This window comes from Kitasatospora sp. NPDC101235 (genome assembly GCF_044767505.1).
Classification (GTDB): domain Bacteria; phylum Actinomycetota; class Actinomycetes; order Streptomycetales; family Streptomycetaceae; genus Kitasatospora.
Genome location: NZ_JBIWNZ010000006.1, coordinates 52,044 through 76,677, shown reverse-complemented (window position 1 = coordinate 76,677; position 24,634 = coordinate 52,044). Strand labels below are relative to the sequence as shown.

At 72.6% G+C, this 24,634-nt stretch carries 17 protein-coding genes; 7 read left to right on the top strand and 10 right to left on the bottom strand.

The annotated features are described in order from the left end of the window. Positions 1–122: 122 nt before the first annotated feature. From ACIRRH_RS12415 to ACIRRH_RS12375, 9 genes are all read right to left on the bottom strand, one after another. The gene (locus ACIRRH_RS12415; RefSeq protein ID WP_374119977.1) at positions 123–1,001 is read right to left on the bottom strand and encodes a phosphatidylcholine/phosphatidylserine synthase; all 879 of its coding nucleotides are present in this window, start codon (positions 999–1,001) and stop codon (positions 123–125) included. Next, a complete protein-coding gene (locus tag ACIRRH_RS12410; protein ID WP_224280704.1) occupies positions 988–1,680 on the bottom strand; it encodes a phosphatidylserine decarboxylase in 693 nt (230 codons plus the stop codon). The genes ACIRRH_RS12415 and ACIRRH_RS12410 overlap by 14 nt, the downstream gene beginning before the upstream one ends. A 487-nt stretch (positions 1,681–2,167) precedes the next feature. Continuing rightward, entirely contained in the window at positions 2,168–3,370 is a 1,203-nt protein-coding gene (locus ACIRRH_RS12405; protein ID WP_403065699.1) for an acyl-CoA dehydrogenase family protein, read from the bottom strand. Positions 3,371–3,586: 216 nt separating this feature from the next. Beyond that, positions 3,587–4,090, bottom strand: a complete 504-nt coding sequence (locus tag ACIRRH_RS12400) for a MaoC family dehydratase (RefSeq protein ID WP_045704019.1) — start codon at positions 4,088–4,090, stop codon at positions 3,587–3,589. Between the two features lie 11 nt (positions 4,091–4,101). Beyond that, complete coding sequence (locus ACIRRH_RS12395) at positions 4,102–5,064, bottom strand: CoA ester lyase (RefSeq protein ID WP_224280702.1); 963 nt, start codon at positions 5,062–5,064, stop codon at positions 4,102–4,104. Between the two features lie 42 nt (positions 5,065–5,106). Then, positions 5,107–7,143, bottom strand: a complete 2,037-nt coding sequence (locus ACIRRH_RS12390) for a protein meaA (protein ID WP_403065695.1) — start codon at positions 7,141–7,143, stop codon at positions 5,107–5,109. Between the two features lie 10 nt (positions 7,144–7,153). After that, the gene (gene ccrA, locus ACIRRH_RS12385) at positions 7,154–8,491 is read right to left on the bottom strand and encodes a crotonyl-CoA carboxylase/reductase (protein ID WP_403065692.1); all 1,338 of its coding nucleotides are present in this window, start codon (positions 8,489–8,491) and stop codon (positions 7,154–7,156) included. 369 nt (positions 8,492–8,860) lie between these two features. Then, complete coding sequence (locus ACIRRH_RS12380; protein ID WP_403065689.1) at positions 8,861–9,784, bottom strand: TetR family transcriptional regulator; 924 nt, start codon at positions 9,782–9,784, stop codon at positions 8,861–8,863. A 299-nt stretch (positions 9,785–10,083) separates the two neighbouring features. Then, positions 10,084–11,859, bottom strand: a complete 1,776-nt coding sequence (locus tag ACIRRH_RS12375; RefSeq protein ID WP_403065686.1) for a 3-hydroxyacyl-CoA dehydrogenase family protein — start codon at positions 11,857–11,859, stop codon at positions 10,084–10,086. Between the two features lie 692 nt (positions 11,860–12,551). On the opposite strand from ACIRRH_RS12375, the gene ACIRRH_RS12370 reads away from it, so the two are divergent. From ACIRRH_RS12370 to ACIRRH_RS12355, 4 genes are all read left to right on the top strand, one after another. Beyond that, positions 12,552–15,263, top strand: coding sequence for an MXAN_6230/SCO0854 family RING domain-containing protein (locus ACIRRH_RS12370; protein ID WP_403065683.1), 2,712 nt, complete (start codon positions 12,552–12,554; stop codon positions 15,261–15,263). Positions 15,264–15,340: 77 nt separating this feature from the next. Next, positions 15,341–16,804: a glutamine synthetase gene (locus tag ACIRRH_RS12365; protein WP_403065680.1), complete on the top strand. Its 1,464-nt coding sequence runs from the start codon at positions 15,341–15,343 to the stop codon at positions 16,802–16,804. Beyond that, positions 16,801–17,925: an amidohydrolase family protein gene (locus ACIRRH_RS12360; RefSeq protein WP_403066261.1), complete on the top strand. Its 1,125-nt coding sequence runs from the start codon at positions 16,801–16,803 to the stop codon at positions 17,923–17,925. The genes ACIRRH_RS12365 and ACIRRH_RS12360 overlap by 4 nt, the downstream gene beginning before the upstream one ends. 252 nt (positions 17,926–18,177) lie before the next feature. Then, positions 18,178–19,662, top strand: coding sequence for a S8 family peptidase (locus ACIRRH_RS12355; RefSeq protein ID WP_403065677.1), 1,485 nt, complete (start codon positions 18,178–18,180; stop codon positions 19,660–19,662). Between the two features lie 141 nt (positions 19,663–19,803). On the opposite strand, the gene ACIRRH_RS12350 is transcribed toward ACIRRH_RS12355, so the two are convergent. Next, complete coding sequence (locus ACIRRH_RS12350) at positions 19,804–20,703, bottom strand: HipA family kinase (protein ID WP_403065674.1); 900 nt, start codon at positions 20,701–20,703, stop codon at positions 19,804–19,806. A 91-nt stretch (positions 20,704–20,794) separates the two neighbouring features. Between ACIRRH_RS12350 and ACIRRH_RS12345 the strand changes: the two genes are divergently transcribed. The 3 genes from ACIRRH_RS12345 (at position 20,795) to ACIRRH_RS12335 (ending at position 24,629) form a co-directional block, all read left to right on the top strand. Further along, positions 20,795–21,235: an SRPBCC family protein gene (locus ACIRRH_RS12345; RefSeq protein ID WP_224284557.1), complete on the top strand. Its 441-nt coding sequence runs from the start codon at positions 20,795–20,797 to the stop codon at positions 21,233–21,235. A gap of 320 nt (positions 21,236–21,555) precedes the next feature. Further along, a complete protein-coding gene (locus tag ACIRRH_RS12340; RefSeq protein ID WP_403065671.1) occupies positions 21,556–22,710 on the top strand; it encodes a glycosyltransferase in 1,155 nt (384 codons plus the stop codon). Positions 22,711–23,105: 395 nt separating this feature from the next. Next, the gene (locus tag ACIRRH_RS12335) at positions 23,106–24,629 is read left to right on the top strand and encodes a sugar transferase (protein WP_403065668.1); all 1,524 of its coding nucleotides are present in this window, start codon (positions 23,106–23,108) and stop codon (positions 24,627–24,629) included. The last annotated feature ends 5 nt before the right edge of the window (positions 24,630–24,634 follow it).

The following is a 24,634-nucleotide window of genomic DNA, read 5'->3' as shown; positions in this document are numbered from 1 at the left end:
GTATCGGCGTCCGCATTGACGGTCCCTGAGCCCGCACCCGAGGTGCTCGACTGTTGTGACACATGAGGAAGGGCCCGGAACCAACAGGTTCCGGGCCCTGACTCTTATGACAATTGCGGGACTCAGCCGAGCCGCGACTCCGCCCGCCGGGCGCGGACGTCGCCGACCTTCTGCCCCACCTTGCGGCGGATGACCAGCAGCGGCGCCATAGCGGCGAGCGTGATCTGGGCGAAGGCGCCGACGTGCATCAGGGTGTCGCCGCCGGGCAGCCCGGTGGCCCAGGCGGCCAGGCAGCCGATGGCCACGACGACCCAGCAGAGCGTGGCGGTGGCCAGCAGCCCCTGCGGCTTCGGGTACTCGATCCGGCTGACCATCAGGTACGCGGCGCCGAAGATGGCGAGCAGACCGGGCAGGAACGGCGGGTCGAGCAGCACGATGGCGATCACCGTCATCGCACCCATCGGGCAGGGCATGCCCTGGAACACCCCGGGCCGCATCTTGACGGCCGAGAAGCGGGCCAGCCGCAGCACCACCGCGAGCAGCACCGTGATGGCGATGAGCGCCGACAGCTTGCTGTTGGAGCCCTGGGAGACCATGCCCCAGACCGCGACGAAGTAGGCCGGCGCGATGCCGAAGCTGATCAGGTCCGCCAGGTTGTCCAGTTCCGCTCCGAGGGCCGAGGAGCGCAGCTTGCGCGCCACCAGGCCGTCGAAGAGGTCGCACATCGAGCCGATCAGCAGCAGCGTGACCGCGGTGGCGGCGCTGTGCCGGTCCGGAGCGGCGTCCGGGTTGGTGATGTGCGGGACCAGGACCCCGGTGGTGATCGAGTAGATCGCCAGGAAGCCGCAGACGGCGTTCCCCAGGGTCAGGAAGTCGGCGGTGGACAGGTGCTGGGGAGAGCGCGGGGCGCGCAGCTCGCGGTCGCGCGCCCAGCGGCGGCGGCGCAGGGCCGTCTCCTCGTCGTCCAGGCCGACGATTGTCTCAGGATCAGTCACGGTCAAGGCGCGTCACCCCGGCTGTGGTCTTCTGGCCGACCTCGACGCCGACCTCGACGCCGGCCGGCAGGTAGGTGTCGACCCGGGACCCGAACCGGATCAGACCGATCCGGTCGCCCTGCTCGACCTTGGTTCCGGCGTCCACGTACGGCACGATGCGGCGGGCCACGGCCCCCGCGATCTGGACCATCTCGATGTCGCCGAGCTCGGTGTCGAAGTGCCAGACGACCCGCTCGTTCTGGTCGCTGTCCTTGTTGAACGCGGGGACGAAGCCGCCCGCGACGTGCTCGACCGACGTCACCGTGCCCGGCAGGGGCGCGCGGTTGACGTGGACGTTCAGCGGGCTCATGAAGATCGCGACCCGGGTGCGGCCGTCCGGCCAGGCGTCGATGCTCTGCACCACGCCGTCGGCGGGGGAGATCACTCTGCCCGTGCCGATCTCACGCTCGGGGTCGCGGAAGAACCACAGCATGCCCGCGCTGAGCGCACAGGCGGGTACCGCCGCCAGGGCCCACTTGCCGCTGCGCCGGGTGAGGGCGGTGGTCACGGCGGCCGTGGCGAGGGTGGGGACGAACCAGGGGGTGGCTCCGCGCGCGATGGTCACGCGGGGTCGCCGACCGGCCGTCGGGGCTGCGAGGGCATCGCGGTCCGTGACGGAGGTGTGAGGGGACGGGCTGATGGGCATCGAAGACCTTTGTCGCGGGGGATCATGGCCGCTGGACGGGGGCCACCGCGGGATCGGTAATAGAGGGACGGCTTGCTGTCCCGGTGGATGCTATCGGGAGCACACGGTGGGTGGGCAACCCGCCTGCTCGTTCAGGTGTCCGGTGGCGGCGCGTGTGCGCGTCCACCGCTACGACCGTAGCTCGACCCGGTCCGGTTCCCAAGGGACCGGACCGGGCTGGTGACTCATGTCTCAGCGGGTGCGCCGACGGAACCCGGCGGGCGAAACGGCCGTAGCGGCCGGAAGCGGGTGTGCGGAAGCGGCCGCAGGGCGCGTCGTTGCAGCTGTACGCCCTACGGCCGCTTCCGGAGGGCCGTGCCGGACCCAGGCGGACCAGGCCGGGCCCGTGACGGGGCACGGCACTCCGCCGGGACGGGCCCGCACGCCCGTCGACCGGCGGTTCGAGGGGGCCGCCCGGCGACGTGTCCGTCGGCAGGCGGCCCGGGGATCAGTCGGCGATCCGGTACTCCTCCAGGAGCCGGCGCCCGACGATCATCTTCTGGATCTCCGCAGTACCTTCACCGATGAGCAGCATCGGAGCCTCGCGGTAGAGGCGCTCGATCTCGTACTCCTTGGAGAAGCCGTAGCCGCCGTGGATGCGGAAGGCGTCCTCGACCACCTCCTTGCAGTACTCGGAGGCGAGGTACTTGGCCATGCCGGCCTCGAGGTCGTTGCGCTCGCCGCTGTCCTTCTTGCGGGCGGCCATGACCATCATCTGGTGGGCGGCCTCGACCTTGGTGGCCATCTCGGCGAGCTTGAACTGGATCGCCTGGTGCTCGGCGATCTTCTTGCCGAAGGTGGAGCGCTGCTGGGCGTAGGAGATGCCGAGCTCGAAGGCGCGGCGGGCGACGCCGCAGCCGCGGGCGGCGACGTTGACGCGGCCGACCTCGACGCCGTCCATCATCTGGTAGAAGCCGCGGCCCGGGACGCCGCCGAGGATGCGGTCGGCCGGGATGCGGACGTCCTGGAGGACCAGCTCGGTGGTGTCGACGCCCTTGTAGCCCATCTTCTCGATCTTGCCGGGCACGGTCAGGCCGGGAACCTTGGGGTTCGGGCCGAAACCGGCCTCCTTCTCGATCAGGAAGGTGGTCATGTTCTTGTACGGGGTGCTGGCGCCCTCGTCGGTCTTGCAGAGGACCGCGACCAGGGTGGAGGTGCCGCCGTTGGTGAGCCACATCTTCTGGCCGTTGAGGACGTAGAACTCCCCGTCCTTGACGCCCTTGGTGGAGATGGCCGAAACGTCGGAGCCGAGGCCCGGCTCGGACATCGAGAAGGCGCCGCGGATCTCGCCGGCCGCCATCTTCGGCAGGAAGTAGTCCTTCTGCTCCTGGGTGCCGTGGGCGTTGATCATGTGCGCCACGATGAAGTGGGTGTTCACGATGCCGGAGACGGACATCCAGCCGCGGGCGATCTCCTCGACCACCAGGGCGTAGGTGAGCAGCGACTCGCCGAGGCCGCCGTACTCCTCGGGGATGGTCAGGCCGAACAGGCCGAGCTGCTTCATGCCCTCGACGATGGCGGTCGGGTACTCGTCCTTGTGCTCCAGCTCGGTCGCGACCGGAATGATCTCCTTGTCGACGAAATCCCGCACGGTGGCGAGGATGTCCCGCTGGATCTCGGTGAGGCCGTCGGTCTGTGCGAGGCGTCCCATCGTGCGGCTCCGAAAGGTTTGAGGGTCTGCGGAAAAGTCGGGGAGTCCCCCCGGGGGGGGGATTGTGGGGGCCCTGCCGGCGTGGCTGCGGCAGCAGGGCCCCCGTGCCGGGTGGGGCGCGGCCGATGACGGCGGCCTGCCCGTCCGGGGTCTCTCGAGGGGCCCGCCGCGGACGGAGGGCCCCATATATAAAGGGGAGAGGTAAGGGGGAGAGGCTCAGGAGAGCGGGGTCGGACGGCCGGGCTGCTCGCCGCCGCGCTCCTTGATGTACGTCTCGGTCGGCACCATCACCTTGCGGCGGAAGATGCAGACGACCGTGCCGTCCTGCTTGTACCCCTTGGTCTCGACGTACACGATGCCGCGGTCGTCCTTGGACTTGGACGGCCACTTGTCGAGCACGGTGGTCTCGCCGTAGATGGTGTCGCCGTGGAAGGTCGGCGCGACGTGCCGCAGCGACTCGATCTCCAGGTTGGCGATCGCCTTGCCGGAGACGTCCGGGACGGACATGCCGAGCAGCAGCGAGTAGATGTAGTTGCCCACCACGACGTTCTTGCCGAAGTCCGTCGTCTTCTCCGCATAGTTGGTGTCCATGTGGAGCGGGTGGTGGTTCATGGTGAGCAGGCAGAAGAGGTGGTCGTCGTACTCGGTGACCGTCTTGCCGGGCCAGTGCTTGTAGACCGCGCCGACCTCGAACTCCTCGTAGGTGCGTCCGAACTGCATGCCGTGGGTCCTCAGCTTTCCGGGATCTCGAACTTGGTGGTGCGCTGCATGCCCGCGGCCCGGCCCTTGCCGGAGATGACCAGCGCCATCTTGCGGCTGGCCTCGTCGATCATCTCGTCGCCGAGCATCGCGGAGCCCTTGGCGCCGCCCGCCTCCGAGGTGCAGTAGTCGTACGCGTCGAGGATCAGCTCGGCGTGGTCGTAGTCCTCCTGCGAGGGCGAGTAGATCTCGTTCGCGGCGGCGACCTGGTCCGGGTGGAGCACCCACTTGCCGTCGAAGCCGAGGGCGGCCGAGCGGCGGGCGACCTCGCGGTAGCCCTCCTGGTTGCGGATCTGGAGGTACGGGCCGTCGATCGCCTGGAGGTCGTTGGCGCGGGCGGCCATCAGGATGCGCATCAGGATGTAGTGGTAGGCGTCGGCGCCGTAGCCGGGCGGCTGCTCGCCGACGACCAGCGACTTCATGTTGATGGAGGCCATGAAGTCGGCGGGGCCGAAGATGATGGTCTCCAGCCGGGGCGAGGCCTCGGCGATGGCGTCGACGTTGATCAGGCCCTTGGCGTTCTCGATCTGCGCCTCGATGCCGATCCGGCCGACCTCGAAGCCCATGGTCTTCTCGATCTGGGTGAGCAGCAGGTCGAGCGCCTTGACCTGCCCGGCGTCCTGCACCTTGGGCAGCATGATGCAGTCGAGGTTGGGGCCGGCGCCCTCGACCACGGTGATCACGTCGCGGTAGGTCCAGTGCGTGGTCCAGTCGTTGACGCGCACGACGCGGGTCTTGCCGCCCCAGTCGCCGTTGTTGAGCGCGTCGACGATGGTGTGGCGCGCGCTCTCCTTGACCAGCGGGGCGCAGGCGTCCTCCAGGTCGAGGAAGACCTGGTCGGCCGGCAGGCCCTGGGCCTTCTCCAGGAAGCGCGGGTTGCTGCCCGGCACGGCGAGACAGGAGCGGCGCGGGCGCAGACGGTTGACAGCAGTCATAAGAATCGAGGGTTCCTTCCCAGTGGTCAGCTGGTCAGCTGGTCAGTTCGTGGCCGCGGTCGGTGCGGACGTCCACGGCTGAAGCCTGTTGGCCAGCCGGATCTCGTCCACGATCCGGCCGATGATGGTCGTGATGCCGAAGTCCTTCGGGGTGAACACGGCGGCGACGCCGGCGGCCTTGAGGGCCTCGCCGTCCGCTGCCGGGATGATGCCACCCACGATCACCGGGACATCCTCCACCCCGGCGCGGCGCAGCCGCTTCAGGACGTCGGGCACCAGCTCGCTGTGCGCGCCGGAGAGGATGGACAGGCCCACGCAGTGCACGTCCTCCGCGACGGCGGCGGAGACGATCTGTTCCGGGGTCAGCCGGATGCCCTGGTAGACCACCTCGAACCCGGCGTCGCGGGCCCGGACGGCGATCTGCTCGGCGCCGTTGGAGTGCCCGTCCAGGCCGGGCTTGCCGACCAGCAGGCGCAGCTTGCCGGCGCCCAGCTCCTCGGCGGTCGCGGCGACCGCGGCACGGACCTGCTCCAGCTCGCCGCCGGGCTCGGCGGCCACCGCGACGGGGGCGCCGCCGACGCCGGTGGGCGCGCGGTACTCGCCGAAGACCTCGCGCAGGGCGAAGGCCCACTCCCCGGTGGTGACGCCGGCCCGGGCGCAGGCGAGCGTGGCCAGCATCAGGTTGGCCTCGGTGGCGGCGACGGCCTTGAGCTCGGCCAGCGACGCCTGGACGGCGGCCTCGTCGCGCTCGGCGCGCCAGGCCTCCAGGGCGGCGAGCACGGACTGCTCGGAGGCCGGGTCGACCACCATGATCGCGGTGTCGAGGTCGGCGGTGAGCGGGCTCGGCTCGGTGGTGTCGAAGCAGTTCACCCCGATGATCTTGTCCTCGCCGGACTCGATCCGGGCCCGGCGGGCGGCGTGCGAGGCGACCAGGTTGGACTTCAGGTAGCCGGACTCGACGGCCGGAATCACCCCACCCATCTCCAGCACCTTGGCGATCTCCGCCTCGGCGCCGGCCAGCAGCTCGGCGGTCTTGGCCTCGATCACCTCGGAGCCGTTGAAGATGTCGCCGTACTCCAGCAGGTCCGACTCGTACGCCAGCACCTGCTGGATGCGCAGCGACCACTGCTGGTCCCAGGGCCGGGGCAGGCCGAGCGCCTCGTTCCAGGCGGGCAGCTGGACGGCACGCGCACGGGCGTCCTTGGAGAGGGTGACGGCCAGCATCTCCAGGACGATCCGCTGGACGTTGTTCTCCGGCTGGGCCTCGGTCAGGCCCAGCGAGTTGACCTGGACTCCGTACCGGAAGCGGCGCTGCTTGGGGTCGGTGACGCCGTAGCGCTCCAGGGTGACCTTCTCCCACAGTTGGGCGAAGGCGCGCATCTTGCACATCTCCTCGACGAAGCGCACGCCGGCGTTCACGAAGAAGGAGATCCGGGCGACCACCTCGCCCATCCGCTCGGCCGGCACCTGGCCGGAGTCGCGTACGGCGTCGAGCACCGAGATGGCGGTGCACATCGCGTAGGCGATCTCCTGGACGGGCGTGGCCCCGGCCTCCTGCAGGTGGTAGCTGCAGATGTTGATCGGGTTCCACTTGGGGATGTTGCCGACCGTGTAGGCGATCATGTCGGTGATCAGCCGCACCGACGGGCCGGGCGGGAAGACGTGCGTCCCGCGCGACAGGTACTCCTTGACGATGTCGTTCTGGGTGGTGCCGGTGAGCTTGGCGATGTCCGCGCCCTGCTCCTCGGCGACCACCTGGTAGAGCGCCAGCAGCCACATCGCGGTGGCGTTGATCGTCATGGAGGTGTTGGTCCGTTCGAGCGGGATGCCGTCGAACAGGGTGCGCATGTCGCCGACGTGCCCGACCGGGACGCCGACCCGGCCGACCTCGCCGCGGGCGAGGACGTGGTCGGAGTCGTAGCCGGTCTGGGTCGGCAGGTCGAAGGCGACGGACAGACCGGTCTGGCCCTTCGCCAGGTTCCGCCGGTAGAGCGCGTTGGAGTCGCTCGCGGTGGAGTGGCCGGCGTAGGTGCGCATCAGCCAGGGACGGTCGCGCTGGACGCGCTGAGGCTCAGTCATCGGACCCGTCTCACACGTTCCGGAAGCGGTTGATGGCGTCGATGTGCTGGGCACGGAACTCCGCGTCGCGCACGCCCAGGCCCTCCTCGGGGGCCAGGCAGAGCACGCCGACCTTGCCCTGGTGCTTGTTGTGGTGCACGTCCAGGGCGGCCTGGCCGGTCTCCTCCAGGGAGTAGACCTTGGACAGGGTCGGGTGGATCTTGCCCTTGGAGATCAGGCGGTTGGCCTCGAAGGCCTCGCGGTAGTTGGCGAAGTGCGAGCCGACGATCCGCTTGAGCGACATCCACAGGTACCGGTTGTCGTACTGGTGCATGTAGCCGGAGGTGGAGGCGCAGGTGACGATGGTGCCGCCCTTGCGGGTGACGTACACCGAGGCGCCGAAGGTCTCCCGGCCCGGGTGCTCGAAGACGATGTCCACGTCCTCGCCGCCGGTGAACTCGCGGATCTTCGCGCCCAGGCGCTTCCACTCGCGCGGGTCCTGGGTGTTCTCGTCCTTCCAGAACCGGTAGCCCTCGGCCGAGCGGTCGATGATCGCCTCGGCGCCCATGGCGCGGCAGATCTCGGCCTTCTGGTCGTTGGAGACCACGCAGATCGGGGTGGCGCCGCCGGCCAGCGCGTACTGGGTGGCGTACGAGCCGAGACCGCCGCTGGCGCCCCAGATCAGCACGTTGTCGCCCTGCTTCATGCCGGCGCCGTTGCGCGAGACCAGCTGGCGGTAGGCGGTGGAGTTGACCAGGCCGGGGGAGGCGGCCTCCTCCCAGGTGAGGTGCTTGGGCTTGGGCAGCAGCTGGTTGGTCTTCACCAGGGCCAGCTGGGCCAGGCCGCCGAAGTTGGTCTCGAAGCCCCAGATGCGCTGCTCCGGGTCCATCATCGTGTCGTTGTGGCCGTCCGGGGACTCCAGCTCGACCGAGAGGCAGTGCGCGACGACCTCGTCGCCCGGCTTCCAGGCGTTGACCCCGGCGCCGGTGCGCAGCACCACGCCGGCCAGGTCGGAGCCGACCACGTGGTACGGCAGGTCGTGGCGCTTGGTGAGCGGCGACAGCCGGCCGTAGCGCTCCAGGAAGCCGAAGGTGGAGACCGGCTCGAAGATCGAGCTCCAGACGGTGTTGTAGTTCACCGCGCTGGCCATGACGGCGACCAGGGCCTCGCCGGGGCCCAGCTCGGGCAGGGCGACCTCGTCGAGGTGAAGGGACTTGCGGGGGTCCTTGTCGCGGCTGTCGAGGCCCGCGAACATCTGCTCCTCGTCCTTGTGGAGCGTCACCGCGCGGTAGGACTCGGGGAGCTTGATCGCCGCGAAGTCCGCCGACGTGGTGTCGGTGCTGAGGATCGCGTCGAGGATTTCCTGCATGGCTGCCTCCGAAGGCGTACCTGTGTGAGGGTCACAGGGCGTCTGGGGGAGCCGGGAGCGGACACCGGCTTCGCTGAGGTGGGTGGTGGGCGGGTCAGACTGTGCGCCCGGTGTGGACCGGGCCGTTCTGGCTCTGCTCCCGGGGTGTGGGAACGCCGGACGACGGCGCGCCGAGGTGGGGAGCCGCGGCGCCGCGACTGGTGGGTAACAAGGTAGTGGCACCCTGTGCCACTCGTAAAGACACCGGGTGTCAGGAATTCCGACGGCTTCCGAGGCCGTGCGACGCGCGTTGCGCGGACATGCGAAGGGCCCGCGCCGCCATGTCGGCGCGGGCCCTCGATACTGCTCTGACCTGCGTGAATACTGCGCTTACGACTCCCGAACGCCACTCAGCGCGGCCCTGATGCTGTCCACCACGACATCCAGCGGAGCGTCCGTCCGGGCGACTGTGATGAGCACCTCACCTCCGGGGCTGGCACTCAGTGCGCTCTCCGCCCCGGTGTCCCCCGGGGTCCCATTGGCACCCGGTGCCACCACCGATCCCCGGCGTCTGGCACCCGGCGCGCTGGAGGCCCAGAAGGTCCGCCGGATCACCTCGAAGGAGTGGTCCAGCTGCGCCTCCACGTCGCCCCGGCCGCCGGCCCGCAGCCAGCGCCGCAGCACGTGGTTGTGCGCCGCGACCACCGCCGCCGCCGAGACCTCGGCCAGCATCGAGTCGTCCTCGCCGCCGCGCTGCCAGCCGGACGGGATGGACTCGCCGGTGTCGAAGCGTCCCAGCAGGTAGCGGGTGAACAGCCGCTCGTAGCGGGCCACCACGGCGATCTCCCGCTCGCGCAGCGCCGGGACCTGACGGATCAGCTGGTACCGCGCCACCGACACCCCCGGGGTGGAGGCGTACATCCGCAGCACCTCCTTGATGCCGCGGCAGACCACGTCCAGCGGGTGCTCCTCCGGCTCGGCGCTGGCCAGCAGGTCAGCCACCCGCACCAGGGTGTCGTCGTGGTCCGGGAAGATCGCCTCCTCCTTGGACCGGAAGTACCGGAAGAAGGTGCGCCGGGCCACCCCGGCGGCGGCCGCGATCTGGTCGACCGTGGTCTCCTCGTAGCCCTGCGAGGCGAACAGCTCCATCGCGGCCGTGGCCAGGTCCTGGCGCATCTGCTGGCGCTGCGCCGCCGCCCGGCGGCTTCCCGGCCCGCCGTCCGGGCCGGTGCCCCCGGTGGAGGGGGCGGTCCGGTCGGCGCCGCGGTGCGGCCCGGCGGGGTGCTGCGGGGAGGTTGACTGAACCCGATCCATGTCCGGAACGCTACACGGCCCGGACGGTGCGGCCGCGGCCCTTCCCCGACGCACCGGTGCGACCGGGCCGGTCACGGCCGGGCGGGGCCAGCGGGAGGACACCGTCCCGGGGCTCCAACCGGGGCGTGCGGAAGGCGCTGAGGGCGCGGAGCCGTACGACGGGGCGCCGTTCCCGGGAGCCGCGCCGCCGTGCGGCTGGGCCCCGTACGGCTGGGCCCCGTACGGCTGGGCGGCGTGCGGTCCGGCCGGCGGGGGCCCGTACGGCGTCTCGTACGGGCCGCCCCCGGCCTGCGGCGTGGTCACCGGCGCGCGTGGTCGCGGAAGCCGCGGCCGGTCTTGCGGCCCAGGCAGCCCGCCGCGACCAGGTGCTCAAGCAGCGGTGCGGCGGCCAGGCCCGGCTCGCGGAACTCCTGGTGCAGCACCCGCTCGATCGTCAGCGAGACGTCCAGGCCGACCACGTCCAGCAGCTCGAACGGGCCCATCGGGTAACCGCAGCCGAGCTTCATCGCGGTGTCGATGTCGTCCACCGTCGCGTAGTGCTCCTGGAGCATCCGCACCGCGTCGTTCAGGTAGGGGAAGAGCAGCGCGTTGACGATGAAGCCGGCCCGGTCGCCGCACTCCACCGGGTGCTTGCGGACCTTGGCGGTCAGCTCCAGCACGGTCGCGGTGACGTCCGGCGCGGTCAGCACGGTGGAGACCACCTCGACCAGCTTCATCGCCGGGGCCGGGTTGAAGAAGTGCATGCCGATCACGTCCTGCGGCCGCGTGGTGGCGGTCGCGCAGCTGATCACCGGCAGCGAGGAGGTGGTGGTGGCGAGCACCGCGCCCGGCCTGACGATCTTGTCCAGGGTCGCGAACAGCTCCCGCTTGACCGCCAGGTCCTCGGCGACCGCCTCGACCACCAGGTCCACCTCGGCCAGCTCGGCGTACTGGCCGACCGGGGTGACCAGCGCCAGCGCGGCGTCCCGTGCCTCGGCGGACAGCCGGCCCTTGGCCACCGAGCGCTCCAGCGACTTCGCCAGCTGCGCCTTGGCCGCCTCGGCCTTCTCCTGGCTCCGGGCGGCCAGCAGCACCGGGTGCCCGGCCTTGGCGAACACCTCGGCGATGCCGGTGGCCATCGTCCCCGAGCCGCAGACGCCGACGGTGCGCACCTCCCGGCCCGGCACCCCGGGCAGGGCCGGCCCGGTGGCCGCGTCCACGGCCCGGGACGAGCCCGGCGCCTCGTAGGTGTAGAAGCCGCGCCCGGTCTTGCGGCCCAGCAGCCCGGCCGCGACCAGCTGGCCGAGGATCGGGGCGGGCGCGTGCAGGCGGTCCCGGGACTGCTCGTACATCGCCTCCAGCACGGTGCGCGCGGTGTCGATGCCGATCAGGTCGAGCAGTGCCAGCGGGCCCATCGGCAGGCCGCAGCCGAGCCGCATCGCGGCGTCGATGTCCTCCCGCGAGGCGTACTTGGACTCGAACATCGCGGCGGCCTGGTTCAAGTAGGCGAACAGCAGGCCGTTCACCACGAAGCCGGCCCGGTCGCCGGCCGCCACCGGCTCCTTGCCGAGGTCGCGGGCGAAGGCGGCGGCGTCCTCGGCGGTCTGCGGGGAGGTCAGCACGGTGCGGACCACCTCGACCAGCTTCATGCCGTGCACCGGGTTGAAGAAGTGCAGGCCGAGGACCCGCTCCGGACGGGCGGTCGCGGCGGCGATCCGGGTCACCGACAGCGCGGTGGTGCCGGTGGCCAGCACGGTGCCCTCCGGGCAGATCCGGTCCAGCTCGGCGAAGACCTCCCGCTTCAGTTCCAGCTGCTCGGGCACCTCCTCGATCACCAGGTCCGCCCCGGCGGCGGCCGCCAGCTCGTGACCGACCGAGATCCGGGCCAGCAGCCCGGTGCGCTCCTCGGCGGTCAGCCGCTTCCGGTCCACCGCGTGCGCGGTGGCCTCCTCGATCCGGGCCAGTGCCCGGGCGGCCGAGTCCTCGGTGGCCTCGATGCCGATCACCCGGCGGCCGCTCTTGGCGACCGCCACCGCGACGCCGGCACCCATCGTGCCGAGGCCGACGACCGCGACGGTGGGGAAGGGACGCTCCATCAGAACTCCTTAGGGCCCGCCCGAACCGGCGGGGAAGTCGAATCGGCGCGGGGGGCCGCAGCCTTCTTGTACGATCGAGACCTGCGATTGCGCAGCGGGCAGGGCTTGTCCGGGGCCGGCCGTCAGGTCGGCTTGAAGCCCCACGGCTCCGGCCGTTGGAGAGGAGTCACCTGTCCTGACTCCTGGTCATGACAGATTCGCGCCCTCCGATAGGCGCTCTTGCCGCCCCCGCACGCCGGGGGCGGCCGCCGTTGCAGGTGCTGCCCGCAGGGCTGGGGTCCACGATTTCGGTCCGCCATGCGGCCGCCGGTCCGCTCCGGACGGGCTGCAGGTGTGCCGTGATGCTCAGATGCTCGAAGTGGCCCTGATACGAGGAGGAACCCGGCCCGCCGCGGTTCGCGGCACCGGCCGGTGAAAGCGCACCGCGCGAGCGCCGCAGACACGGCGACCGCAGGCTCCCGCCGGTGCGGCTCCCGAAGCCCGGCGGTGGTGCGTCCGGCCACTGTAGCGAAGCTACTCGCCGGTAGGAAGGGGGCGTCGGCGGAAACCCGTTCGGACGCGGGGCCGGCCTTCGCTAGGGTGATCGGCGCGGGGGCGGCTCCGCGGCGTGCTTCCTTCTCACTCATCTCCAAAATGACCCGAGTGCGCCCACTCTCCGCCCCCGCTTTGTCATACCTACCGGGGGAAGAGCAGTGAAGAAGCAGAACGCCGCCGCGGCCCAGACCGGCCTGGACGCCTATCTGCTGCGCCGCCACGGGACGGTCCTGGTCGAGCCCGGAGCCGGGCCCGGCCAACCGCAGCCGTGGACGGCCCAGGGGCTGGTCGCCCTGGAGGCCGACCTCGCCCGGCGCGGCCACGTGCTCACCGCGCCGCTGCGGGCCGCCCTCGGCCGGCTGCGCCCGCTCGACCTCTCCGCGGCCGGCACCCGGCTGCTGTGGGGCATCGACGCGATGCTCGGCGCCGACCGCAGCCACGTCCCGCTGTTCCGCCGCTTCCCCGAGGGCGTGCCCTCGCACGCGCACGCCGACTACTCCGCGATCATCCGCGGCTACCTGCTCTGCCAGGCGAGCCAGGTCTGCCTGCTCTGCGAGCGCGGCAGTCTGGAGGCCGGCATCGGCGCGCTCGCCCCCTGCGCCCACCTGCTGTGCGGCGACTGCTACCAGGAGCGGGTCGAGGACGGCGGCGACCGCCACTGCCCGCTCTGCCGCACTCCGCTGGAGCGCAAGCGCCGTCTGTCCACCGACACCAGGGCCGCCCGCAAGGCGGCCCGCGAGCTGCAGCCCGGACAGCAGCTCAAGCCGCTGCGCCTGGCCGGTCCCGCCGAGGTGGCCGCGCTCGCCGCCACCGCGCTGACCGCGCTGCTCGGTCGGCAGACGCCGCTGAGCCCGCAGGACCGCGAGGACCTCGCCCTGCTGCTCGACCACGCCCCGGCCGACCCGGCCGACTGGCTGCCTGCCGAGATCCCCGTCCGGGAGACCCGTGCCACCGTGCTGGCCGCCCTGCTGCACCGCGACCGGGAGGCCGCCCGGACGCTCCTCGCCGCCCACCTCACCACCGCCACCGACGTCCTGCGGCTGATCTGGGCGTGGTCCGGCGCCGAACCCGACCTGCTGCCGGAGACCGCCCGCACGCTGCGGCTGCGGGGCCTGCCCCGCCCGCTGCGCCGCGAACTGCTCGCCGTCCTGGACGCGTTCCCGGTCGGCACCCTCGCCGAGGACCTGCGCCGCCACCGGCAGGCCTGGCTGCGGGCGGGCGAACTGCTGCACCCGTACGAGCACCGCGCCCGCTTCCCGTACGCGGCGGCCGCGTTCGCCGTGGTCCGGCAGAGCGACCTCGACCTGCACGGCCTCGGCCCGCAGCTGCGCGAGGCACCCGCCCCGCTGCGGGTGAGCGAGACGCCCGGCGGCCACACCCGGCTGACCGTGGAGACCTTCGCCGCCCGGGTCGAGCACACCCTCGAACAGGGCGACCTGCCCGCCGCCGTCAGGCTGCTGGCCCGCCGCCCGGGCGAACTGGTGCGCCGACTGCACCACCTGTTGCGGGTGCACGCCACCTGGTTCCCCGGCGAGCCGCTGCCCGCCGACCTCGCCGAAGCACTGCCGGGGGCGCTGCGCGCGGTCGCTCCGGGCCCGCTGCTCGGCGCGTACGGACGGCTGCGCGCACCGCGCGGAATCGGCGAGCGACGGCTGTACTTCCCGCGCGGCCGGGTCGCCTCGGCGCACTCCCGCTCCGACTGGGGCACGCCCGTCCCGGACCGGCTGAGCGCGCCGGTCTGCGCCCTGATCGAGGCCGAACTGCTGCGCCGGGCCGAGCGGTCGGCTGCCGCTTCGGGGCGCTACGAGGTGGCCGTACTGGACGCCGCCCTCGCCGACCTGGTGGTCCCGTTCGCCGAGCGGGCCAGTGCCAAGACCCTGGTCGCGGTGCCGCGCGGCAGCGTGCAGGGGCTCCCGGGCGGGCAGCACCTGCGACTGTTCGTGCACTGGATGCAGCGCCCGCACCAGCGGGTGGACCTCGACCTGTCGGTCGCCTTCTACGACGAGGAATGGCAGTTCACCGGCCTGTGCGACTACACCCGGCTGGTCACCGGGCCGCGCGCCGCCGTCCACTCCGGCGACTACACCAGCGCCCCGCCGCCGCACGGCGCCACCGAGTTCGTCGACCTGGACCTGCGGGCGCTGGGCGAGGCCCGCGCCCGGTACGCCGTGGTGGTGGTGTTCAGCTACAACAACATCCCCTTCGAGGACCTCACCGACGCGTTCGCCGGCTTCATGACCCTGACCCCCTCCGAAGCGGCCCGGCAGCGTACGGGCAGCTTCCACCCCAGGAGCGTCCGCCAGCGGCTGGACCTCGCCGGGGACGCCCGGATCTGCGTGCCGATGATCGTCGACCTCCAGACCCGCAGCTACACCTGGACCGACCTCAACGTGGGCTCCGGCACCGGGTTCCACAACCTCTACCGGCACCACGCCGCGGTCGGCTCGCTGGCCGCCGACGTCCTGACGCACTTCGCGCCCGGCTCCCGGGCCACCCTGTGGGACCTCGCCTGCGCCACCGCGGCGGCCGGCAGCGACGAAGTGCTGGTCCGCGACCGGACCGGCCGCAGGCTCGGCGTCTACCGCCGGGGCGCGGACGAGCCGGTGAGCGCCTTCGCCGACCGGCTGCGAGCCCGCCACGCGAGCGACCGGCGCACCGAGCAGCCGCCGGACGACACCGCCCGGCTGATCGCCGAACGCCTCGCCGGAGCCCGGGCGTTCGCCGCCCTGGTGCACGCCGACGTGCCCGCCCCGGCCGAGGTGCGCGGGACGCTCTACCGGCTCTACCCGGGCCCGACCGACGCCGCCCCGGACACCCTGGAACGGATCACGGCGGGGGAGTTGACCGCCAGATTCGCCCCGAACGGGTGAACGGGTGAACAGGGCTGCCAATAGGACCACCCGATAGGGGAGTTACCCGACCCTGACCGGCGGGGCAGCATGGTGACATGACCACCGGAACCGCCACCGCCGGCCCCACCGCGCCCGGTCCCGCCGAGCCGCCCGCCACCGCCGAACAGCTCGCCACCGCCGCGGCGGCGGCCGTCGCGCTGCCGCCGCGCGCCGAGCGGGCCGAGCGCGCGCAGGAGGCCGCCGACCGGCTGCGCACGGAGGCCGTCGAGGCGGTGGCCGTCACCTGGGTGGACAACGCCGGCGTCACCCGGGTCAAGGCCGTTCCGCTCGCCGGCCTGGCGCACGCCGCGCAGTGGGGCGTCGGCACCGCGCCCTGCTTCGACGTGTTCCTCGCCGACGACACGATCACCACCAGCCCGATCATCGGCGGCCCCACCGGGGACCTCAGGCTCTACCCGGACCTAGACCGGATCGTCTCGTTGGCCGCCCAGCCCGGCTGGGCCTGGGCCCCGGGGGACAGGTACACCCAGGCCGGGACCCCGCACCCCGGCTGTCAGCGGCTGTTCGCCCGCCGGGTCCAGGCCGTGGCGGCCGCGCGCGGCCTGAGCCTCAAGGCCGGCATCGAGGTCGAGTGGACGGTCGCCCTGGCCGGCGCCCCGCAGGAGGAGCCGCAGTACCCGACGCACGGTCCGGCGTACGGGATGCACCGGGTCACCGACCTCTCCGACTACCTGCGCGACGTCCTGGGCGCCCTCGGCCGACAGGGGCTGAGGGTCCTGCAGATCCACCCCGAGTACTCCCCGGGCCAGTTCGAGGTCTCGGTCGCCCCCGAGGGCCCGGTCGCCGCCGCCGACACCTCCGTCCTGGTCCGGCACACCGTCAGGGCCGTCTCCGCCCGGCACGGTCTGCGGGCCTCCTTCGCCCCGGTGGTCGAGGCGGGCGGCGTGGGCAACGGCGGGCACCTGCACGTCAGCCTCTGGCGGGACGGACGCAACCTCGGCCACGGCGGCCCCGGCCCGCACGGCCTGACGGCGGAGGCCGAGGGCTTCCTCGCCGGGGTGCTCGATGCGCTGCCCGAACTGCTGGTGCTGGGCTGCTCCAGCCCGGCCGGGTACCTGCGGCTGGTGCCGTCGCACTGGGCCGGTGCCTACCAGTGCTGGGGCCTGGAGAACCGCGAGGCCGCGCTGCGCCTGGTGACCGGCTCCACCGGGGAGCGGGCCGCCGCGGCGAACGCCGAGGTCAAGTGCTTCGACGCGAGCGCCAACCCGTACCTGGCGGTCGGCGGGGTGATCGCGGCCGGCCTCGCCGGGATGGACCAGCGCCGCGCGCTGCCACCGGAGTTCACCGGGGACCCAGCCGCCGCCGAGCCCGGCACCGTGCCCCGGCTGCCGACGGGCCCGGCCGAGGCGATCGCCGCGTACGAGCGCTCCGCGGTGCTGCGCGAGGCGCTCGGCGAGCCGCTCTACCAGGCGGTGCTGGCGGTGCGCCGGGCGGAGCAGGAGCAGTACGCGGCCGTCACGCCCGAGGAGTTGGTCGCGGCCACCCGCTGGCGGTACTGAGCGTGGCCCGGCCGGAGGGGCCCGCGCTGGTCGACCACCACTGCCACAGCGTGGTGGCGGCCGAGCTCACCGACGACGCCCTGGCCGGGCTGCTCACCGAGTCCGACCGACCGCCCGCGCCCGGCTGTTCGCCCTTCGACAGCGCGCTGGGCCTCGCGGTGCGGCGCTGGTGCCCGCCCGCGCTCGGCCTGTCGGCACACGCACCCGCCGCCGACTACCTCGCCCGGCGGCGGGAGTTGGGCGCGGCCGAGGCCACCGGACGGCTGCTGGCGGCGGCCGGGCTCGACACCTGCCTGGTGGATACCGGGCTGACCGCCGCCGCGGGCCACGCACTGCTGCCGCCGGCCGAACTCGCCGAGGCCACCGGGGCGTCGGTGCGTGAGGTGGTCCGGCTGGAGTCGATCGCCGAGACGGTGACGTGCGGCGCCGAGGCCTGGCCGCGGGCCGTCGCTGAGGCGCTCGCATCGGCCGCCGCCGGGGCCGTCGCGGTCAAGTCGGTGCTCGCCTACCGGCACGGCCTGGCCGCCCCCGCCGAACGCCCGGCCGTCGCGGCGGTGGTGGCCGCGGCCAGCGCCCACCTGCGCGGCGGGCGGGGCCGGCTGACCGACCCGGTGCTGCTGCACCACCTGCTCTGGACGGCTGTGGACGTCTGCGCCGAGCTTGGCCTGCCGCTCCAGCTCCACACCGGCTTCGGCGATCCGGACCTCACCCTGCACCGGGCCGACCCGTCGCTGCTGACGGACTTCGTGCGGGCCGCCGAGCCCAGCGGCGTCCCGCTGGTGCTGCTGCACGGCTACCCGTACCACCGGCAGGCCGCCTGGCTGGCCCAGGCCTTCCCGACGGTGTACACCGACCTCGGGCTGACCGCCTCCTACGCCGGGCCGCGAGTGGCCGCGGTGCTGGGCGAGATGCTGGAGCTGGCGCCGTTCGGCAAATTGTTGTTCTCCACCGACGCCTACGGGCTGCCCGAACTCTATTTGGTGGGCACCTGTCAGTTCCGGTACGGACTGGGTGCGGTGCTCGCTGGCTGGCAGGCCGACGGCGCCTGCTCCGCGGCCGACGCCGAGCGGGTGGCGCGGTTGGTCGCGGCCGACAACGCGCGCCGGTTGTACGCGTTGTAGGGGTGCGATCCGTGCTGGTGGCCGCCGTTGTGACGGGTGTGGCGGCACGTTGGCGAACCATCACTTTTTAACACTCTTGACCTCTGTTTCCCTGTTGATCTCCGGAGCTCGTAACCCCTCTTCCTGATCCGGATGTGACGATTGGATGACTACCTCTTGCGCTTATAAGCAAATATTCATTAGCGTCCCGGTCATTCCCAAGCGCACCTGCCCATCGCAGCTGCCGCCTGACGACTCGGGAGGCCAACCCCCATGCGTGTTCCTCGGATCAGCCGTACCCGGTACGCGGCCGTGGGCGTCGTGCTCGCCACCGCCGGCGCCCTCGCGCTGCCGGCCGGCACCGCCGTCGCGGCCCCCACAGCCGACTCGACGACCGGTCCGCTGATGAGCTACGTCGTCAACACCAAGGCCAACCACGGCCAGGTGCAGAAGGTCGAGAAGGCCATCACCGGCCTCGGCGGCACGGTGGTGCAGTCGTACGAGCAGGTCGGCGTCGTGGTCGCCCGCTCGAACGACACCAAGTTCGCCGAGAAGCTGCGCCTGGCCAAGGGCGTCGACTCGGTCGGTGCCAGCCGCACCAAGGGCATCCAGGCCGCCGACCAGGGCAAGGCCGACGTCGCCGCCGAGCCGACGGCCGCGGCCGCCCCAGGCCAGGAGCCCTACGAGGCCAACCAGTGGGACATGCGTCAGATCGGCGTCGACAAGGCGCACAAGATCTCGCTCGGCAGCCGCAACGTCACCGTCGGCGTGCTGGACTCCGGCATCGACGCCACCCACGAGGACCTGGCCGCCAACGTGGACGCCTCGCAGTCGGTCTCCTGCATCGACGGCAAGACGAACACCGACTGGAAGGCCTGGCAGCCGACCACCAGCGACCACGGTACCCACGTGGCCGGCACCATCGCCGCCGCCAAGAACGGCAAGGGCGTCGTCGGCGTCGCGCCGAACGTGAAGCTGGCCGCCGTCAAGGTCGTCGACGACGGCGGGTTCATCTACCCGGAGAACGCGGTCTGCGGCTTCGTCTGGGCCGGCGAGCACGGCTTCAAGGTGACGAACAACAGCTACTTCGTCGACCCGTGGATGTTCAACTGCAAGACGGACAAGGACCAGGCCGCGATCTCGGAGGCCGTCCGCAAGGCCGTCGCCTTCTCGCAGCGCAAGGGCGTCCTGAACGTCGCCGCCGCGGGCAACGAGAACCTCGACCTGGCGCACAAGACCGTCGACGTGGCCAGCCCGGACGACACCACCCCCGGCACCCGCCCGGTCACCAACGACTGCCTGTCGCTGCCGACCGAGCTGCCCGGCGTCGTCGCCGTCTCCGCGGTGGGCTACAACGGCGTCAAGTCGTACTACTCCAGCTACGGCAAGGGCGTCGTGTCCGTCACCGCCCCGGGTGGCGACCGTCGCTACCAGCTCCCGCCCACCCCGGACAAGGACGGCCGCATCCTGTCCACCATCCCCGGTGGCAAGTACGGCTACATGCAGGGCACCTCGATGGCCACCCCGCACGTCGCCGGCGTGGTCGCGCTGCTGGCCAGCACCTTCCCGTGGGCCAGCCCGGACGAGCTGACCGAGATGCTGACCTCCCACGCCGAGTCCATCCCGTGCCCGACCGGCGAGTACAACCCGGGCGGTGCCGGTGCGTGGAAGGCCACCTGCGAAGGCGGCGCCGACGACAACGGCTTCTACGGCGCGGGCCTGGTCAACGCCGAGAAGGCGGTCCAGTGGTGGCGCTGACGCGCTGACCGCGGACACCTCTGAACAGTAGAGCCGGGGAGCGGGACCACTGGGTCCCGCTCCCCGGTCGTTTTCGATCACCAGCCGGTCGCGTCCGACCATCGGCGCTCCGGCCGCCCCGCGCCCGGCCCGCCGGCCCGGCTAGTCCTCGTCGAAGTGGTGCTCCCAGACCGTCTCCACCGACGGCTTGCCGTGCAGGTCCGGCACCTCCTGGAGCCAGGCCGGCCGGCCCGCCCGGGTCCGGGCCGCCCGCCGCCGCTCCGCCTCGCGCAGCTGCTCGGGCGTGGCGAAGCCCTCCGGCAGCCATTCCTCGGAGAGCACCACCCGGGCGGCCAGGTGCGTGACGTAGGCGTGCCGGACGGCGTCCACCGAGTCGAAGCCGGGCTCGTCGGCCAGCCACTCGTCCGGGACCAGCGCCACCACCTCCTCCAACAGCGGCACGGTGACCAGCGGCCCGAGCTCCTCGTCGGCCAGCCGGACGTCCGGGGCCGAGCCGCCGAGCGCGTGCGCGCTGAGGTCGTACGCCTTGCCGACCGTCGCCTCGGCCCCCGTCCAGCGGTGATGGAAGATCAGTGCGGCGCCGTTGTCGATCAGCCAGAGCCGCCCGTGCCAGACCACCAGATTGGGGTTGTGCACGGTGCGGTCGACGTTACCGGTCAGGGCGTCCAGCCAGACCACCCGGCCGGCCTCGACGGAGTCCACCGCGATCATCCCCGGCCGGAAGTCCCGCGCGCCGGGCAGCAGGTCCATCCCGAGGTTGAGGCCGGCACTGGCCTTGAGCATGTCCTGGATCTCGGCGTCCGGCTCGTCCACGGCGACGGCCGGGTCGAAGTCCACCAGCCGCAGCTCGGGCACCCGCAGGCCGAGCCGCCGGGCCAGCTCGCCGACGATCACCTCGGCGATCAGCGCCTTGCGGCCCTGCGCGGCCCCGGTGAACTTGACCACGTACGTCCCCAGGTCGTCGGTCTCCACCACGCCGGGAACGGAGCCGCCGGCCCGCAGCGGGTCGACGTAGCGCACAGCAGTCACCAGATCGAGCACACCGGCCACCCTATCCCGCCGCGTCGCGGGCGCGACCCTGTGATTGGCTTGCCGGACAGAGCGGTTCCCACCACATGAGGAGAGCAAGGTCATGGGACAGGTGCAGGCCACCACCGAGCGGGTCTACGACGCGGCCCCCGAGCGGGTGTACGAGGCGCTGGCCGACTACCAGGTGACCCGCCCGAAGCTGCTGCCCGCGCAGTACAGCGAGTACGAGGTGCGGGTCGGCGGCGCGGGTGCCGGCACTCAGGTGCACTGGAAGCTCCAGGCGACCGAGAAGCGGGTGCGTGACTGCCTGTTCACCGTCTCCGCGCCCAAGCCCGACCAGCTGGTGGAGAAGGACGCCAACTCCAGCATGGTGATCACCTGGATCGTCTCGGCCGTCGGCGAGGGCCGCTCCAAGGTCACCGTGACCGCCACCTGGCAGGGGGCGACCGGCATCGGCGGCTTCTTCGAGCGCACCTTCGCCCCGAAGGGCCTGAACCGGATCCACGACCAGGTGCTGGCCAACCTCGCCGCCGAGGTCCGCTGAGGCCTCCGCAGGTCCGCCGGGCTCCGCTGAGGCCACCGAGGTCCGCCGGGGACCGCAGGGTTCACTGAGGGCCTCACGTTCCGCTGAAGGCCTCAAGTTCCACTGAGGACCTCACGGTCCACCGGGGTCCGCGAAGCCGCCGGAATCGCCAAGCGTGCGATTCGCGCATGTCGATCCATCAAAGCGATCGAATCGCCCGGGAATTCGAGCGGCTCGGTCGCCCGTACGAGCCGAAAGCCGTACGGGTGGCCGAACCACCACCTGCGGGTGACGGGCGCCGACCGGCACCGGAGAGCCACCCTAGGCTCGCCGCCGTGCATATGACGATCCTTCACGTTTCCCAACCGGTGGACGGCGGAGTCGCCCGCGTCGTCGCCGATCTGGTGCGAGGCCAGCGGGAGGCCGGCCACCGGGTGCTGGTCGCCTGTCCTCGCGGCGGGCGGCTGGCCGAGGAGGCCGCCGCGACGGGCGCGCTGGTCCAGGACTGGCCCGCCCGGCGCTCGCCCGGCCCGGGCACCCTCGCCGAGGCCTGGCGGCTGCGCCGGATCGTCCGGGCGGCCGCGCCCGACGTGGTCCACCTGCACAGCGCCAAGTCCGGGTTGGCCGGCCGGCTCGCGGTGCGCGGCACGGTGCCGACCGTCTTCCAGCCGCATGCCTGGTCCTTCGCCGCCGTCGACGGCGCGCTGGCCGCCGCCACCCTGCGCTGGGAGCGCTTCGCCACCCGCTGGTCGCACCGGCTGCTGTGCGTCAGTGTCCAGGAGCGGGCCGACGGTGTGGCGGCCGGGGTGCACGCCGACTGGGCGGTGGTGCCCAACGGCGTGGACGTGCGCCACTACGCGCCCGCCGACCGCCGCGCCGCCCGGATCGCGCTCGGCCTGGACCTGGACGCCCCGCTCGCGGTGTGCGTCGGGCGGCTGTGCCGGCAGAAGGGCCAGGACGTGCTGCTGGCCGCCTGGCCGGAGGTGCTGCGCCGGGTGCCGCGGGCCCGGCTGGCGCTGGTCGGCGGCGGGCCGGAGGAGCAGCGGATGGCGGAGCTGGTGCGGGAGAGCGCCGAGCCCGCCCGGGTCCGGCTGGTCGGGGACGTGCCGGACCCGCGCCCGTGGCTGGCGGCGGCCGACCTGGTGGTGCTGCCCTCGCGCTGGGAGGGGATGGCGCTGGCCCCGCTGGAGGCGATGGCGGCCGCCCGTCCGGTGCTGCTGACCGACGTGCCCGGCGCCCGCGAGTGCCTGCCGCCGTCCGAGCTCGCGCACGCGGTGGTCCCGCCCGAGGACGCGCGGGCCCTCGCCGCCCGGATGGGGGAAGCGCTGTCGGATCCGACCGAATGTGAGCGGCGCGGCGCCCGGCTGCGTGACCACGTGGTCGGTCGGCATGACGTGCGCACCGTGGTCGAACAGGTGGACGTCCTCTACCGCCACCTGCTGGGCGCCGGCCCGACGGCGGGGCGACGCCGGGCCCGTGTCCCCGAGCGGATCTGATCGTTTCACATGCCGTGAATGCCCGCCGTTTTCGGCGCTGTCGTATTCGCGCCCTCGACCGGATAGGAGGCGAGGAGTCAAATCCCACATACCTATTAATGGGCGGCTGGAATGAATTGGCAAGTCAACTTCCGCCCTGTGCGGCCCGGTTCTGTATTGTCGAATTTCGCCTGCTTCGTTCAGATTTCGCGCCGGGAATTCGCGGTTGAGCCCCTCGTGACCGACTCGTTCGTGACCGTTCCCTTCACGATCGGCCCCGCCACCGGACATCCGAAAGCCGCCAGCGGCAGCAGGTGCTGTCAGGACCGCGCCCACCGGGCCGGGACGGCCGCCCCGCGCCATCCGGTGCCGGGGCACCGTCACCCCGGGCACCCAGCAGGGGAGATCGTGCGCTGATGACCATTGACCACGACAGTGTGCCGCGATCGGGCGGCCCCCTGGCCGGCCCCCGCCGGCCCGGTACCGGGCTGCTCGACCGTCCGACGGGAGTGGCGCACCCCCGAGTGGTCCCGCCGCCGCGCCGACCCCGCAGGACGGTCCGCACCCGGCTGGCCCTGTCGCTCGCGCTGGTCCAGGCCGACATCATCGCGCTGTGCTCCGCCGGCGGCATCGCCAACCGCGCCGTCGACCCGGCCGCCCCGCTCGACCCGCTGCTCGGCGTCCCCGCGGTCCTGCCCCTGCTGCTCCTGCTCAACCTGGCCGGCGGCCTCTACCGCTCCCGGCTCACCCTCTCCGTCCTGGACGAACTGCCCGCGCTGGCCGCCCGGGCCGTGGTCGCCACCGCCTTCGGCGTCACCCTGTCCGGCTGCCTCGGCGACCGCTGGCCCGACTGCGGCCCGGCCGGCCCGGCCCGGCTCACCATCCTGCTCGGCGCCCAGCTGCTGATTGCCGCCGTCGGCCGCGCCATCCTTTACCACCTGGTCCGGCGGGCCCGCCGCAGCCACCCCAGCCCCGTCCTCGTGCTCGGCGCCGGCCGACTCGGCCACCGGGTCGCCGCCGCCCTCCGCGAGCACGGCGAGTACGGGATGCGTCCGGTCGGCTTCCTCGACGCAGACCCGCCGCTGCTGTCCGGCGACACCGACCTGCCCGTGCTCGGCGGCCGCGAGGCACTGGAGCGCGAGGTGCGCCGGTACGGCGTCCAGCACGTGATCGCCACCGCCGGTGCCGAGGACGAGGCCGAGACCGCCGCCATCCTGCGCGAGGCCGCCCGGCTCGGCTGCCAGGTCTGGCTGGTGCCCGCGCTGCGCGAGTACGGCTCACTGCCCGCCACCCCGATCACCGGCGGTGACCACCTGTGGGGCTTCCCCTGCCTGCGGGTCGGCCGCCCGGCGAGGTGCCGCCCCGGCTGGGCCGCCAAACGCGCCCTGGACGTCACCGCCGCCGCGGTCGGCCTGCTGCTGCTCGCCCCCGTCCTGGTGCTCTGCGCCCTCGCCGTCCGCTTCGACACCGGCCCCGGCGTGCTCTTCCGCCAGCAGCGCACCGGCCTGGACGGCCGGGTCTTCACCGTCCTCAAGTTCCGCACCCTGCGCCCGAGCAACGAGCACGAGTCCGCCACCCGCTGGAACATCTCCCAGGACCACCGGATGGGCACCGTCGGCCGACTGCTGCGCAAGAGCTCCCTGGACGAGCTGCCCCAGCTGTGGAACGTCCTGCGCGGCGACATGAGCCTGGTCGGCCCGCGCCCCGAACGGCCCTACTTCGCCATGCGGTTCGGCCAGGCCTACCCCGAGTACGCCGACCGCCACCGGGTCCCGGTCGGCCTCACCGGCCTGGCCCAGGTCAACGGCCTGCGCGGGGACACCTCCATCGAGGACCGGGCCCGCTTCGACAACCGCTACATCGAGAGCTGGAGCCTCTGGCAGGACGTCAAGATCCTGTGCCGCACCGCGGCCCTGATGCTCCACCCGGACGGGAGCTGACCCCG

Bases quoted from the DNA above. Each gene is read 5' to 3' on its own strand.
- ACIRRH_RS12410 (WP_224280704.1), bottom strand. From the start codon at position 1,680: ATGCCCATCAGCCCGTCCCCTCACACCTCCGTCACGGACCGCGATGCC.
- ACIRRH_RS12405 (WP_403065699.1), bottom strand. From the start codon at position 3,370: ATGGGACGCCTCGCACAGACCGACGGCCTCACCGAGATCCAGCGGGAC.
- ACIRRH_RS12400 (WP_045704019.1), bottom strand. From the start codon at position 4,090: ATGCAGTTCGGACGCACCTACGAGGAGTTCGAGGTCGGCGCGGTCTAC.
- ACIRRH_RS12395 (WP_224280702.1), bottom strand. From the start codon at position 5,064: ATGACTGCTGTCAACCGTCTGCGCCCGCGCCGCTCCTGTCTCGCCGTG.
- ACIRRH_RS12390 (WP_403065695.1), bottom strand. From the start codon at position 7,143: ATGACTGAGCCTCAGCGCGTCCAGCGCGACCGTCCCTGGCTGATGCGC.
- ccrA (WP_403065692.1), bottom strand. From the start codon at position 8,491: ATGCAGGAAATCCTCGACGCGATCCTCAGCACCGACACCACGTCGGCG.
- ACIRRH_RS12380 (WP_403065689.1), bottom strand. From the start codon at position 9,784: ATGGATCGGGTTCAGTCAACCTCCCCGCAGCACCCCGCCGGGCCGCAC.
- ACIRRH_RS12375 (WP_403065686.1), bottom strand. From the start codon at position 11,859: ATGGAGCGTCCCTTCCCCACCGTCGCGGTCGTCGGCCTCGGCACGATG.
- ACIRRH_RS12365 (WP_403065680.1), top strand. From the start codon at position 15,341: ATGACCACCGGAACCGCCACCGCCGGCCCCACCGCGCCCGGTCCCGCC.
- ACIRRH_RS12355 (WP_403065677.1), top strand. From the start codon at position 18,178: ATGCGTGTTCCTCGGATCAGCCGTACCCGGTACGCGGCCGTGGGCGTC.
- ACIRRH_RS12345 (WP_224284557.1), top strand. From the start codon at position 20,795: ATGGGACAGGTGCAGGCCACCACCGAGCGGGTCTACGACGCGGCCCCC.
- ACIRRH_RS12340 (WP_403065671.1), top strand. From the start codon at position 21,556: ATGACGATCCTTCACGTTTCCCAACCGGTGGACGGCGGAGTCGCCCGC.
- ACIRRH_RS12335 (WP_403065668.1), top strand. From the start codon at position 23,106: ATGACCATTGACCACGACAGTGTGCCGCGATCGGGCGGCCCCCTGGCC.